The organism is Phocaeicola sp. ICN-14070, assembly GCF_037892625.1.
GTDB lineage: Bacteria > Bacteroidota > Bacteroidia > Bacteroidales > Bacteroidaceae > Phocaeicola > Phocaeicola plebeius.
The window spans coordinates 28246-41899 of the sequence record NZ_JBBKBF010000006.1 but is presented as its reverse complement, the minus strand read 5'-3'; the positions used below and the strand labels follow the sequence as shown (position 1 = coordinate 41899).

The following is a 13654-nucleotide window of genomic DNA, read 5'->3' as shown; positions in this document are numbered from 1 at the left end:
TTGATAATGAAAAAACAGATAATAGGAATGATGTGTCTGGCTGCCATGATGAGCAGTTGCCACATTTACAAAGCTTATGACCGTCCGGAAACGATAGATGCCTCAGGCGTCTATCGTGACCCGGCTTCGGCAACCGATACACTGGCTGCCGATACGGCTAATATGGGAAATTTGCCTTGGAAAGAAATTTTCCGTGATGCCAAACTGCAGGCCTTGATTGAGGAAGGATTGGCTAATAATGTAGATATGCAGGCTGCTGCGCTCCGTGTACAGGAAGCGAAAGTGATGCTGACTGCAGCTAAATTATCTTATTTGCCTTCTATTAATCTGGCTCCACAAGGATCTACAACCAGCATGGGAGGTGGAAACTATGTAAAGGCATACCAGCTTCCAGTGTCTGCCAGCTGGGAAATTGACTTGTTCGGAAAGATTCTGAATACCAAACGTGGTCAGAAAGTTGCCTACGAACAGAGCCAGTATGCAGAACAGGCTGTACGTTCACAAATTATTTGTGGTATAGCTAACGTGTACTATTCTTTGCTGATGCTCGACCGTCAGGTAGAAATTACGACTGAAACGGCTGCTATCTATAAAGAAAACGTACGAGTAATGGAAGCCATGAAAATTGCCGGTATGACAACCGAAGCTGCTGTAGCACAGATGCGTGCTGCCAGCCATCAGGTAGAGGCTTCATTGATGGATTTGAAACGTCAGGTGCGTGAAACAGAAAATTCATTAGCTGTGCTTTTGGCTAAGGCTCCTCAGACCATCGAACGCAGTACATTGGACGAACAGGTTATGCCGGAAGAACTGGCTGCGGGCGTACCGATGCAGTTGCTGGAAAACCGTCCGGACGTGAAGATGGCTGAAATGACGCTTGCTGCGGCTTATTATACAACTAATTCCGCACGTGCAGCATTCTATCCGGGCTTGAACATTACAGGTCTGGCTGGATGGACAAACGGCTCAGGTGTTACAGTGGCTAATCCGGGTGAATTTATGTTGCAGGCTTTGGCTTCATTGGCTCAGCCTATTTTCAATAACGGTAAGCTGATTGCTAACCTGAAGGTTTCAAAAGCAGAAGAAAAGATTGCTCAGATGAATTATCAGCAGACTATCCTGGAAGCTGGTAAGGAAGTGAGCGATGCTTTGTATCTGTTCGATACACAGAATAAGAAACTGGTGGAAGACCGTGGACAGGTAGAACAGTTGGATAAGGCGGTGACTTATACCAAAGCCTTGTTCCAAAGTGGAGGTGCCACTTATCTGGAAATCCTGACTGCACAGCAGAATCTGTTGAGCGCACAGCTGTCAGAGGTAGCTGATAATTTCCAGCGTATGCAAGCTGTCATCAACTTGTACAGTGCGTTGGGAGGAGGAAGAAATTGATTAACCTTAAAATGAGAAAACTATGATAAGTCCTTTAGCTTATGTAGATCCGTCAGCCAAATTGGGTAAGAACGTGACGGTTCATCCATTTGCCTATATCGACAAGAATGTAGAGATAGGCGATGATAACGTGATTATGCCCTATGCCAGTCTGATGAGCGGCACACGTATGGGAAATGGAAATACAGTTTATCAGGGAGCTGTTGTGGCAGCAGTTCCCCAGGATTTTGCCTTTACAGGTGAAGAAACACTGGCTATTATCGGCAATAACAATGTGATTCGTGAAAATGCCGTGATTATTCGCGGTACACATACTTCACATGCTACGAAAGTGGGTAATGGCAACTTCATCATGAGTGGGGCCCGTCTTTCTCATGATGTGGAAGTGGGTAACCGTTGCATTATCGGTAACGGTTCACAGGTTTCAGGCAACTGTATTATCTATGACAATGCCATCCTTACTTCCAATGTGCTGATGCAGGGAAATACACGCCTGGGAAGTTTCTCAGTAGTGCAGGGTGGATGCCGTTTCATCAAGGACATTCCTCCATATATTGTAGCAGCCCATGAACCGATTGCATTCTATAGCATCAATACAAAGGTGCTGGAGTATACCGGTTTTTCTGAAACCATTATCAAACACATTGCACAAGCATATCGTATCCTTTATAAGGCCAATACTTCTTTGCATGATGCATTGGGACGTATTCGTGAACAGATTCCTAACGGACCGGAAATTGAAAACATTATCCAGTTTGTGGAAACTTCAAAATTAGGAATTATTCATTGATATAGATAATGGCAGGGCGAAGAAAGGAAAACGACCGTGAAGAGTTAAAGTTGCGCGTGGTGGAAACAGCTTCCAAGTCTTTTATGACTTTGGGGATTAAGGCTGTGCACATGGACGATATAGCAAGTTCACTTTCTATATCCAAGCGTACACTTTATGAGTTGTTTGGAGATAAAGAAGAACTTCTGCTGGAAGTTTTCCGTTTCTATCGTCGTTGTATGAATGAGTATATGCAAGAGATTGCTTCCAGCGCGAACAATGTGCTGGAAGTAATCCTTACATTTTATGAGCGTAAGTTCAATGAGTTATGTACGGTAAACCCTTTGTTTTTTCGTGACTTGCGCAGATATTCCAAGGTGTTGGAGTATATACACGATGACCGTCGCAGGGGAGATGCTGATGCGCTGGCCTATTTTCAAAAGGGGGTAGAGCAAGGTATTTTTCGTAGCGATATTAATTTTCAGATTATAAATCAGGCCATGGCTATGCAGATGGACTTGTTGATTTATTCAGACATTACAGACCATTATCCGCTGGCCGAAATCTATAGCGAAATCACTATCTTACACATGCGGGGGATTACCACAGAAAAAGGTTACCGCATGGTCGATGATTTTTTGAAGAATATTCGAGAAAAGCATATCGGATATTAAAATTCCTCTATCTTTGATTCCTTGAACATAGGATACGGTCCGGCAATATCTGTACTTAAAAGCAAGCTTTTGGCTTGGTATTGCTCCCACCTTTCACTATCTTTGCACCCGGTTTTAGAGGAAAGTTCATGAAGAATAAATTGTTATACACTTTTCTGTTCACCCTTTTGGTGGTGGCAGGTCTGTTTGCCATGCATTTTTTGCCGTCTGTTTCTTTTCGTGGCGAACCTTTGAGAAGGGTTGATTTGCTTTCAGACATTCGTATAAAGAAGGAAGTAGTAGAACCTATGGATTCTGATACCTTGGTGTTGCCGCCTCCCGTAAAGCCCGCTTTTGTGGATACCTGCAAGAGTGGAATGGTCTGCATTGAAGAATATGCTGATTCTGCAGGGCGTGGAATGAAGTATTTCTATGAAACTTTGGGAAAGGTTTCTTCTTTAGGCCGCCCGGTACGCATTGCCTATTTCGGAGATTCATTTATTGAGGCCGACATCTTGACCGGTGATTTGCGTGAAATGTTGCAGAAACGCTTTGGCGGATGCGGGGTGGGTTATGTGCCCATCACAACGAAAATAGCTGGTTTCCGCCCTACGGTACATCATTCGTTTGGTGGATGGGGCAGTCACTCCATTACGGATTCCACCTATTTCGACCGTTCTCGTCAGGACATTTCCAATCATTATTTTATTCCTTCTTCGGGAGCTTATGTCAGCCTGAAAGGTGAGAAACGTTTCTTGTCCCATATTGACACCTGCGAAGTGTCTACCTGCTATTTTCTGACTTCCGATTCGTTACGGCTGACTGCATCCGTCAATGGGGGAGAGGCACAGCCATTCTCTGTAGATGGAAAAGATGAATTACAAGCTGTGTCTGTGAACGGACGTATCGGCTCTGTGCGCTGGAAAGTGGAACAACTGGATTCTACGGCTTTGTTCTATGCCGTGACGATGGATCCGCGTCAAGGTGTGGTAGTCGATAACTTCAGTACCCGCGGAAGTAGCGGACAGCAGTTGGGTAATATTCCGATGTCGATACTTCGCCAGTACAACCGTTTGCGTACATACGATTTGATTGTGTTGCAGTACGGGCTGAATGTAGCTTCAGACAAGGTAATGAACTATACCTATTACAAGGATGCGATGAAACCTATAGTGGAGCGTTTGAAAACTGCCTTTCCAGAGGCTTCTGTCCTGATTGTCGGTGTGGGAGATAGAGAAAACAAGGATGAAAACGGCGAATTGCGTACCATGCCGGGTGTGAAGCGTCTGATTCGTTACCAGCAGGCACTTGCGGCAGAAACGGGGGTGGCATTCTGGAATATGTTCGAAGCCATGGGAGGCGAAGGTAGTATGGTAGAGATGGTGAACCACAAGCCTCAGATGGCCAATTATGATTATACTCACATCAATTTCAGGGGAGGAAAGCACATTGCCGGACTTCTGTTTGAGACCTTGATGTACGGCAAGGAACAGTACGAAAAACGAAAAGCTTATGAAATGGAGTGAGATACGTTTTTGGGGGATACTCTTCGGGTTCCTTTTGGGGGCATTGCCGCTTTTAGCGCAGGATGCTTTGCCGGAGAAATCGCGTCCTGACCGTCATTCCGGACATGTGTCCGACAGCGAGGCCATGCAGCAGCTGATGCGTTTTGTGGAAGTCAGCAATCCGATGCCAGCCAGCTTTAAGAGAGCAACTGAAAATACGATTATAGACCCAACGCATGAACTGGAGCCTTTCTGGCAGAAACTTTCCGTGCTCGACCGACCGTTACGTATCGTGCACATCGGCGATTCTCATGTGCGGGGGCATGTGTATCCTTATATTGTACGGCGTCAGCTGGAAGACGATTTCGGACGGGAAGCTGTGCTCGATATGCAGGTGAGTTACCGTACTTCGGGACTGGCGCAGGAAACGGGAGCCGCAGGGATTGTATATCACATCGTAGGAGTAAACGGAGCGACTTGTGCTTCTTTTGCTACCCCTGAGAACATTCGTCAGATTATCGAACTGAATCCGGATTTGGTTATTCTTTCGTTCGGTACCAATGAAGCACATGGTCGCCGTTATTCTTCGGCGGAGCATCTGGCGCAGATGGACAATCTGTTGGGAGAACTGAAGAAAGGATGTCCGCAGGCGGTATATCTGCTGACTACTCCTCCCGGAGCCTATGTCCGCAATGGCCGACGGGGTGCAAGAGTAATCAATCCTCGCACGAAATTAGTGGTAAAGACAGAACTGGATTATGCGGCTTCACGGGAACTCGCTGTATGGGATATGTATCACGTGGTAGGAGGTGAACGTTATGCTTGTCTGAACTGGAGTAACGGAAACTATTTCCAGCGTGACAAGATTCATTTTACACAGGACGGATATATTTTGCAGGGATTATTATTACACGAAGCGATTATCAAATCATACAACAATTATGTGGAAACTCAACTGGACGGAACTTGGAATTGACTGGGACAGATTTAAGGATGTGCTGACGTACGATGCGTCGCAACCGATGATTTTCAGCAGTGGCTTCTTCTTGCTGCTTTTTTTCGGATTCAGCCTGATTTACCTGATTTTGCAGAAAAAGACTACGGCGCGTCTGCTGTTTGTTACCTTGTTTTCTTATTATTTCTATTATAAGAGCAGCGGGTTTTATTTCTTTCTGTTAGGCATTGTCACGGTGTCCGACTTCTTGCTGGCTCGCAGGATGTGGCTGACCGTACAGCCTTGGAAACGGAAACTGTTGGTAGTATGCAGTTTGTGCATCAATCTCGGATTGCTTTGTTATTTCAAGTACACCAATTTCTTTTATGAGATGCTGGCTCCGTTGTGGCACGGGCAGTTCGAACCGCTGGACATATTCCTTCCGGTGGGAATTTCCTTCTTTACCTTCCAGTCGCTGAGTTATACCATCGACGTGTATCGTCGTGACCTGAAACCGTTGACTAACTTGCTGGATTACGTGTTCTATGTGTCGTTCTTTCCACAGTTGGTGGCAGGGCCCATCGTGCGTGCACGTGACTTTATCCCGCAAATCCGTCAGCCCTTGTTTGTGTCATCTGAAATGTTCGGGCAAGGCATCTTCTTCATTGTAAGCGGCTTGTTCAAGAAAGCGGTGATTTCAGACTATATCAGTGTGAACTTTGTAGAACGTATTTTCGATAATCCGGGGTTGTATTCCGGGTTGGAAAACCTGTTTGGCGTCTACGGATATGCCTTGCAGATATACTGTGACTTTTCGGGCTACAGTGACATGGCCATCGGTATTGCCTTGTTGCTGGGATTCCGTTTTCCGCTCAACTTCGACTCCCCTTATAAGTCGGACAGTGTGACCGACTTCTGGCACCGCTGGCACATTTCCCTGTCGTCCTGGTTGCGCGACTATCTTTATATCTCCCTGGGGGGTAACCGGAAAGGAAAAATCCGTACCTACATCAACCTGATACTGACCATGCTGTTAGGTGGTTTGTGGCACGGTGCTTCGTGGAACTTTGTGGTGTGGGGCGGATTGCATGGAGTGGCACTGGCCTTGCATAAGTTCTTCCGCAACCTGTTGGGCCGGCCCAAGCAATACCGCAGCCGGAGAGTACGCAAATTCTTTGCCGTGGTGCTGACCTTCCATTTTGTGTGCTTCTGCTGGATATTCTTCCGGAATTCCACGTTCGAAGCTTCGGTGACTATGATTCGCCAGATATTTACAGCCTTCCATCCGGAATTGCTGGAGCAGCTCCTGACGGGCTATTGGAAGGTATTTGCACTGATGGGAGTAGGCTTCTTGCTTCATTTCTGTCCCGACAGCTGGCAGAATGCGTGTAGCCGGGGCATGGTGCGTATGCCGCTCATAGCGCAGGCACTGATAATGATTGCATTGATTTATCTGGTCATTCAGGTGAAAAGCAGCGATATTCAGCCGTTTATCTACTTCCAGTTCTGATGCGTGTGATTGTATAGGCGTGTAAGGGTACAACTATTTTAGTTTTCGTTCTCTATTTTTTCAGGAAAAAATTAGGAGAAAAGACTGAATAATTGTATTTTTGTCACGCTTTCGAAATATCCTTTTTCAAAAAGGACGTTGGAAAGTGTGCTTATTGATATTTGCGCCCGTAGTTCAATGGATAGAATAAAGGATTCCGGTTCCTTCGATTGGGGTTCGACTCCCCACGGGCGTACATAAAGCTTATTAGACTGAAAAAGAACGGTTTAATAAGCTTTTTTGTTTATAGTTACCTACCTTCAGAAAACGGGGTCTGTACTTTCGGAGAAACGTGTTTTGTGTTTGTGCTAAAACGCCTTTGTGTTTGACACAAAACGTACTTGTGTTTCAAGTAAAACGCACTTGCGTTTTGATTAAAACGTCAAAGCGTTTTCCGGTGAATGTAAAGGCGTTTTCAGAAGGTGAAAAAAATCACTGTTAAAAGTTGACTGAGAGATGAAAAACTACATGTTTGAAATTTGTGCGAACTCTGCAGAGAGTTGCGTGGCTGCCCAGCAGGGAGGTGCTCATCGGGTAGAATTGTGTGCCGGCATGCCGGAAGGTGGAACCACTCCGTCGTTGGGTGAGATTAAGGTGGCCCGTAAGTTGATTGACATCCGTTTGCATGTCATTATCCGTCCGCGTGGAGGAGATTTTCTGTACACACCTTCTGAACTGGAGATTATGGAAGAAGATATTCGGGCTGCCCGTCAGGCGGGAGCCGATGGAGTGGTGTTCGGTTGCCTTACACCGGAAGGCGAGCTGGACAAGCCGGCCATGCAGCGTCTGATGGAAGCTTCTAAAGGACTTTCGGTGACTTTCCACCGTGCATTTGATTATGTCAAGTCACCCCGTGAGGCACTTGAAGAACTGATAGGCATGGGGGTGAACCGTGTGCTGACTTCCGGCCAGATGCCTACGGCCATGGAAGGGGCACCCTTGCTGGCTGAACTGGTGAAGCAGGCGGGCGACCGCATTATCATTATGCCGGGCTGCGGAGTGAACGAACATAACATTGCGGAACTGGCTCGTGTGACGGGAGCCGGTGAGTTCCATTTTTCGGCGCGCGAACAAAAAGAAAGCCGGATGCTTCTTCGCAATCCGGCTTTGTCGATGGGAGGTACGGATATGGATGAATATGCTCATCCGGTTACGACTCCCGAAAAGGTGCGTCGCACCATTGAGGCGCTTACAGTCCGTGGATAACATGGAGCAGTTGCTCGCCCATGCCGATGGTGTATCCATGTGATTCGAAGACTACACGGTTGAACGTATCGCCCAGGATAATCACCGGCAGGGTGGGTTTGCTGCCCAGCTTCATATTTTCAGCAATCATTTTCAGAATGCTTCCGTCTTTGTCTATACCGAACACTACGTTCGACGGAAGGTTGGGGAATTCCTTGCGGTCGAATTTCTTATAGGCTGCTTCGTCAGTGAAGAGCAGTACAATCGTACGTCCCCATTTCTCAAATTCCGCTTTCTTTACTTCGATGTCTTTCAGGGCATGGTTGGTCGGTTCCTGGCCTACGCCCAATACGCCGACAATGTAATATCCTCTTCCTGTGGTGTTGAGTACAGATACTTGTTCGTCTGTGCCCGGACGGGTGTAGAGTGCTTCGGAATTGAAGCTGCCGATAACACGTACTTCTTCCGTATTGTTGCGCATGCAGAGAGGAGTTACCGTGGTCTTTCCTTTGTCGACAGAGAAGAATGAAACCTGGCTCAATACACCTCCGTTGGCCATACGGCTACCCGTTACCATCATATAATAATCGGTCGACATGCTGCTTCCGTTTTTCAGCAGAGAAGCCCAGCTGGCATCTTCCGGATGGTTCTGCAACTGGAATGTGCCGTTGTCATACTTCGACAGGGTGAAGTGAGTGTAATATTTCGGATTGTCCAGTCGAGGAATAGCCTGGTAAGTAGCTTTCAATACACCTTCCGACAGACTTCCACCTTCTGAACTTTCAAAGTCCACCAATACCGGTTTTCCGTTGAGGCGGTAGCAGATGTTACCGTTTACTTCATCCTTCCAGGCGGGGATACCTAAGCTACGGGCAGCAGCTACGAAGAAGATGTCTCTGGACTGTGAGTCAGTCACACGGCTGCGCCATACGCCTTCGGGTGAAGTAATAGTGAATATCGTACTCAGGTCGTTGCGGATAGACAGGCTGTCCTTACACCATTTCACGAGCACCTGTGGGTCAGCTTTGATTTGTGCGGCCAGTTCGGCAGACAAGGCTTTCTGCAGGTAAGTACGATAAGGAGTCAGCATTTCAGTGGCAATGCGCGGTGCAAGCACTTCTTTCACGTCAGCTTTTGCATCGGTAGCATACAAATGGTCTTCCAGAATGCTGCAAGGTGTATCGCGCAGGTCTTTATCAGCCAGTGTGCTGAGTAATTCCAATGCACGGGTACCCTGTCCCTTTTCTGCTGCATTCGACAGGAACTGCATGATGTCCGCATGGTTTCCTCTGGATTTCAGAATGTATGTGCTTGTCTGGTTCACATCCAGTTTCAGTCCTTCTGCAAAAGCCTTGGCCTTTTCTTCGGTAGGGAAGCTGGCTACGTAGGCGTTGCGGATAGAATCTTCCTGAGCCATACGCAGGGTATTTTCCTTACGCTGTGCATCGGTCACTTCCGGGAAATTGGCCTTTTCTGCCGGTGGCACAATGTGCAAGGTATCGGTAAATACATCTCCCGGGCGGTGAGAAAGCGTCAATGTGACTTCTTTATCTTTTCCGAAAGAAACTTTCTGCAAGCCGAAGTGGTCATTTGCCGAAGCGTAGACTACCATGTCGCCCAATCCGGCAGAAAGCGATGCTTTTCCTTGTGCATCGGTTGTTTTGTTGGCTACGGTGAAGAATTCAGCGTAATTGTAAATCTTGAACTCTACGTGAGCGCCTTCTACAGCTTTACCCTGAGCATCTACTACCGTAACAGTGACGGGTGCACTCTGTCCGTAGTTGTCGATGATGTTGATTTCCGTATAGTTGGCAGTGGTTTTCATCACTTCTTCCGGTCCGTCGTATGCACCGAATACTTTGGTGTGCATCAGCATACCTCTGCTGGCAGGAGCGTTGAACCATCCTAAATTGAGTACGGGTTCCGGTTCGCAGGCACCGAGGAAGTACCATTTGCCGTCCACCCAGGCTTCTACCCAGGCATGGTTGTCGTCGGTATGCGCCCAGCGCGGAGTGTACACCTGACGGGCAGGGATACCTACGGCGCGGAGAGCAGCTACCAGGAAGGTAGATTCTTCACCGCAGCGTCCGTAAGCCGTCTTGACAGTAGCCATCGGGGCACTTGTACGGATGTCGGTCGGGGTATAGATTACTTTTTCATGACACCAGTGGTTTACTTCCAGCACGGCATCGTACATGGATAGTTTTTCCACACGCGGCATCAGTTCCTGACGGAACACTTCGCGTGCATTGTCCAGGTTTTCGTTGTTCACTCTGACTGGGAGTACAAAGTGGCGGAATATCATGTCAGGAATTCCGGCTCCCCATGAAGTCTCTTTGCGGTTCTGAAGTGCCAGGCGTACATTTTTCAGGTAAAACTCTCCGGAATAGTCGGAAATATCGCCTGGAGTCATGTAGGCATACAGGAACATCATGGCTTCCCGTTCCTCCAGTGACATGTCCTCATTGAAGATATCAAAAAGATTTCCCCGATTGAGAATCTCTTTTTTCTGTCCGAAATCAGCTTCCACCTTGTTGCGGTAATCGGCTTCTTTCAGAAAATGGTTGGGAGAAGTCGAGGTGCACGACGGGAAGAGGCAACTGAGCCAAAATGCAAATGCGGGTATAAGTAGTTTTTTCATGTAGGTAATAAAGATTTGGTAAAAACAGAAATAAAAAAGACACGGAAACGAGAAGTTCTTCTCTGAAGATGGACTTCTACGTTTCTGTGTCTTTTTGCTTAAAATGTAATATGCACTTAGATAGGTTTATATTCTACAAATGCTTCCATAGCTTCATAGCAAGCCAGACCTAACTGGTCGTAAAGTGAAGCGGTTCCACGGTTGCGGTCTTCACTTCTTTGCCAGAACAGACGTTCGTCATTGCCCAGGAACGGTGCGCTTTCCATCTGAGACTGATGTTTCAGGATAGAATTACGTTTTGCACGAAGTTCTTCCGGACTCAGGGGTACGGCCATTTCGATGTTTTCGATTTCCCATTCAGCCCATGCACCACGATACATCCAGATGCGGCAGTCGTTCAGCCATTCTGCACCGGCATTCTTCTCTTCATCAATAGCGGCAAAGACAGCGTCCGTACATACACGGTGGGTACCGTGCGGGTCGGCCAAGTCACCGGCTACGTAAATCTGATGAGGTTTTACTTCGCGGAGCAGGTTCAGCACAATTTCTACATCGGCTTCGCTGATAGGATTCTTTTCAATCTTTCCGGTCTCATAGAACGGAAGGTCAAGGAAGTGGCAACGGCTGAGCGGAATATGGTTGAACGTACAAGCGGTACGAGCTTCACCACGGCGAATCAGACCTTTGATGGTCAGAATATCGCGTGTATCCATGTCGCCTTCTTTCTTAGTAGAGAAGAACTGCTTGATTTCAGCGTATTTGTCGCAGATTACTTTATCTTCACTGTTTTCGAACAGCTGGTTAAAGCCGTTGATGAAATGCATGAAGCGTACTACTTCTTCATCGCCTACGGCAATGTTTCCAGAAGTTTCGTAAGCTACGTGTACTTCATGTCCCTGCTGTACGAGACGGCGCAGTGTACCTCCCATGGAGATTACATCGTCATCCGGATGTGGAGAGAATACGACTACACGTTTCGGGAACGGTTTGGCACGTTCCGGACGGTATGTATCGTCGGCATTCGGTTTTCCGCCCGGCCATCCGGTAATGGTGTGCTGCAGGTCGTTGAATACCTTGATGTTGGCATTGTAGGCAGAGCCGTAAAGAGCCAGTAGTTCGCTCAAGCCGTTTTCGTTGTAATCCTTGTTGGTCAGTTTCAGGATAGGTTTGTTCAGGGTAGTACATAACCATACGATAGCACTTCTCACCAGTTTGTCGTTCCATTCACAGCTGGTTACTAGCCATGGACGCTGGATACGGGTCAGATGGGCTGCTCCTGCCAGGTCTACACAAACGGTAGTATTTGTATGAAGTTGCAGGTAAGATGCAGGTAATGTGTCACTTACTTTATCTTCTATCGCGCTTCGGATGATGTCTGCTTTGTCTTCTCCCCAAGCCAGCATGTAAATCTTTCTTGCTCCCATAATGGTGTTGATACCCATGGTGATGGAGCAGGGAGGAAGATTGTCTACACCGATATTACGTGCGGCTTCAGAACGGGAAGTGGCATCAACCAAAATCAGACGGGTGGTAGAGCTGGCATGTGAGCCCGGCTCATTCATACCGATGTTTCCTTCACGGCCGATACCCATAATGACCATATCAAGACCTCCAAAAGTCTGTATGCGCTGTTCGTACAAGCGGCAGTGTTCAATGATAGCTTCCTGAGGAATGCTACCATCCATCGTAAAGATGTTTTGGTGGTCAATGTCTATCTGTGAAAGGAAAAGTTTGTTTAAATGGTTGAAGCTACTTCCTGCACCTTCAACCAACGGATAATATTCATAGAGGTTGAAGAAGACTACATTACGGAAGCTTACTCCTTCGTCTTTATGTTTACGAATCAGTTCTGTGAACAGTGGACGGAGGGAAGCTCCTGTACCTATGGCGATTGTACAGAATTTTCCTTCACGTTGTCTGTCCTGTATTTTAGCTACGATTTCATTGGCAATTTGTTCTACACCTTCTTCAATTGTTTCAAAGATATTGGTAGGGATTTTTTCCAGTCGTGTAAGGACAGAACGTTCTACGGCGTTTCCCGGACGATAGTAGCGTGGGGAAACGCGGTTCAGTGAAATTTGAGAGCTAAGATTGGTTCTCATGAGTCAATGAATTAAAGGTTGTTCTTTTCAATATCCTTGAAGTATTTGTAGGTGCCGACTTTCAATTCATCGGTAGCAGCTTCGTCACATACGATGATACCGTGCTGGTGCATCTGCAATGCGCTGATGGTCCACATCTGTGTGATGCCGCCTTCTACTGCGTGCTGTAGAGCACGTGCTTTGTTATGACCGTTACAGATAATCAACACTTCTTTTGCAGAAAGTACAGTTCCGACTCCTACAGTCAAGGCAGTCTTAGGCACTTTATTTACGTCATTGTCAAAGAAACGTGAGTTAGCGATGATGGTATCTGTAGTCAGTGTTTTCACACGTGTGCGTGAAGTCAGTGAAGATCCCGGTTCGTTGAAAGCAATATGACCGTCAGGACCAATACCTCCTAAGAACAGGTCGATACCGCCGAACTTTTCAATTTCTTTTTCATAGTTGGCGCATTCAGCTTCCAGATCGGCTGCATTACCGTTCAGGATGTGAATGTTTTCCTTGCAGATGTCAATATGATTGAAGAAATTGTTGAACATAAATGAATGGTAGCTTTCAGGATGAGATTCCGGCAAACCTACGTATTCGTCCATATTGAAAGTCACTACATTCTTGAATGATACCACTCCCTTTTTGTTTAATTCAATCAGGGCTTTATACATACCCAGAGGAGATGAACCTGTGGGAAGTCCTAATACAAACGGTTTTTCTTTGGTTGGATTAGCTGCGTTGATTTTTTTTGCAACATAGTTTGCTGCCCAGTTGGACAGAGAACTGTAATCGGGTTCAATGATTAATCTCATGGTGGTTAGAATTTTGAATATTGAAATTAAATTAACTTGTTCCTTAATTGATAAGAAATTCTTACTCTATGCAAATATATCAAAGCTTATTCAGAAAGGCAAATAAAAAAATAGATTTTTTATG

At 46.6% G+C, this 13654-nt stretch carries 10 protein-coding genes and 1 tRNA gene; 8 read left to right on the top strand and 3 right to left on the bottom strand.

Annotated elements, in window-relative coordinates; all coding sequences use genetic code 11:
• Positions 1 to 6 precede the first annotated feature (6 nt).
• The 8 genes from WKT20_RS03080 to WKT20_RS03045 all read left to right on the top strand — a co-directional run bounded on the left by WKT20_RS03080 (position 7) and on the right by WKT20_RS03045 (position 8005).
• A complete protein-coding gene (locus WKT20_RS03080; protein WP_118441224.1) occupies positions 7 to 1389 on the top strand; it encodes an efflux transporter outer membrane subunit in 1383 nt (460 codons plus the stop codon).
• A 22-nt stretch (positions 1390 to 1411) separates the two neighbouring features.
• Complete coding sequence (gene lpxA / locus WKT20_RS03075; RefSeq protein WP_117702243.1) at positions 1412 to 2179, top strand: acyl-ACP--UDP-N-acetylglucosamine O-acyltransferase; 768 nt, start codon at positions 1412 to 1414, stop codon at positions 2177 to 2179.
• 8 nt (positions 2180 to 2187) lie between these two features.
• Positions 2188 to 2832, top strand: a complete 645-nt coding sequence (locus tag WKT20_RS03070) for a TetR/AcrR family transcriptional regulator (RefSeq protein ID WP_117702242.1) — start codon at positions 2188 to 2190, stop codon at positions 2830 to 2832.
• Positions 2833 to 2960: 128 nt separating this feature from the next.
• Positions 2961 to 4337, top strand: a complete 1377-nt coding sequence (locus tag WKT20_RS03065) for a hypothetical protein (protein WP_117702241.1) — start codon at positions 2961 to 2963, stop codon at positions 4335 to 4337.
• Positions 4324 to 5292 carry a GDSL-type esterase/lipase family protein gene (locus WKT20_RS03060; RefSeq protein WP_340416812.1) on the top strand — a complete coding sequence of 323 codons (969 nt, stop codon included), beginning with the start codon at positions 4324 to 4326 and terminating at the stop codon, positions 5290 to 5292. The genes WKT20_RS03065 and WKT20_RS03060 overlap by 14 nt, the downstream gene beginning before the upstream one ends.
• A complete protein-coding gene (locus tag WKT20_RS03055) occupies positions 5258 to 6760 on the top strand; it encodes an MBOAT family O-acyltransferase (protein WP_340416811.1) in 1503 nt (500 codons plus the stop codon). The genes WKT20_RS03060 and WKT20_RS03055 overlap by 35 nt, the downstream gene beginning before the upstream one ends.
• A 163-nt stretch (positions 6761 to 6923) precedes the next feature.
• Positions 6924 to 6995 (top strand) — tRNA-Arg (locus WKT20_RS03050).
• A 260-nt stretch (positions 6996 to 7255) separates the two neighbouring features.
• Positions 7256 to 8005: a copper homeostasis protein CutC gene (locus tag WKT20_RS03045; RefSeq protein WP_117670681.1), complete on the top strand. Its 750-nt coding sequence runs from the start codon at positions 7256 to 7258 to the stop codon at positions 8003 to 8005.
• On the opposite strand, the gene WKT20_RS03040 is transcribed toward WKT20_RS03045, so the two are convergent.
• From WKT20_RS03040 to nagB, 3 genes are all read right to left on the bottom strand, one after another.
• Entirely contained in the window at positions 7989 to 10625 is a 2637-nt protein-coding gene (locus tag WKT20_RS03040; protein WP_117702237.1) for a transglutaminase domain-containing protein, read from the bottom strand. The genes WKT20_RS03045 and WKT20_RS03040 overlap by 17 nt on opposite strands.
• A 116-nt stretch (positions 10626 to 10741) precedes the next feature.
• Positions 10742 to 12727: a glucosamine-6-phosphate deaminase gene (locus WKT20_RS03035; RefSeq protein ID WP_117702236.1), complete on the bottom strand. Its 1986-nt coding sequence runs from the start codon at positions 12725 to 12727 to the stop codon at positions 10742 to 10744.
• A gap of 11 nt (positions 12728 to 12738) precedes the next feature.
• Positions 12739 to 13530: a glucosamine-6-phosphate deaminase gene (gene nagB, locus WKT20_RS03030; RefSeq protein ID WP_007561183.1), complete on the bottom strand. Its 792-nt coding sequence runs from the start codon at positions 13528 to 13530 to the stop codon at positions 12739 to 12741.
• Positions 13531 to 13654: the final 124 nt, after the last annotated feature.

What these genes read in the sequence shown, in the direction of transcription:
- WKT20_RS03080 (WP_118441224.1), top strand. Translation starts at nt 7, where the DNA reads ATGAAAAAACAGATAATAGGAATGATGTGTCTGGCTGCCATGATGAGC.
- lpxA (WP_117702243.1), top strand. Translation starts at nt 1,412, where the DNA reads ATGATAAGTCCTTTAGCTTATGTAGATCCGTCAGCCAAATTGGGTAAG.
- WKT20_RS03035 (WP_117702236.1), bottom strand. Translation starts at nt 12,727, where the DNA reads ATGAGAACCAATCTTAGCTCTCAAATTTCACTGAACCGCGTTTCCCCA.
- WKT20_RS03065 (WP_117702241.1), top strand. Translation starts at nt 2,961, where the DNA reads ATGAAGAATAAATTGTTATACACTTTTCTGTTCACCCTTTTGGTGGTG.
- WKT20_RS03055 (WP_340416811.1), top strand. Translation starts at nt 5,258, where the DNA reads ATGTGGAAACTCAACTGGACGGAACTTGGAATTGACTGGGACAGATTT.
- WKT20_RS03045 (WP_117670681.1), top strand. Translation starts at nt 7,256, where the DNA reads ATGAAAAACTACATGTTTGAAATTTGTGCGAACTCTGCAGAGAGTTGC.
- WKT20_RS03040 (WP_117702237.1), bottom strand. Translation starts at nt 10,625, where the DNA reads ATGAAAAAACTACTTATACCCGCATTTGCATTTTGGCTCAGTTGCCTC.
- WKT20_RS03070 (WP_117702242.1), top strand. Translation starts at nt 2,188, where the DNA reads ATGGCAGGGCGAAGAAAGGAAAACGACCGTGAAGAGTTAAAGTTGCGC.
- nagB (WP_007561183.1), bottom strand. Translation starts at nt 13,530, where the DNA reads ATGAGATTAATCATTGAACCCGATTACAGTTCTCTGTCCAACTGGGCA.
- WKT20_RS03060 (WP_340416812.1), top strand. Translation starts at nt 4,324, where the DNA reads ATGAAATGGAGTGAGATACGTTTTTGGGGGATACTCTTCGGGTTCCTT.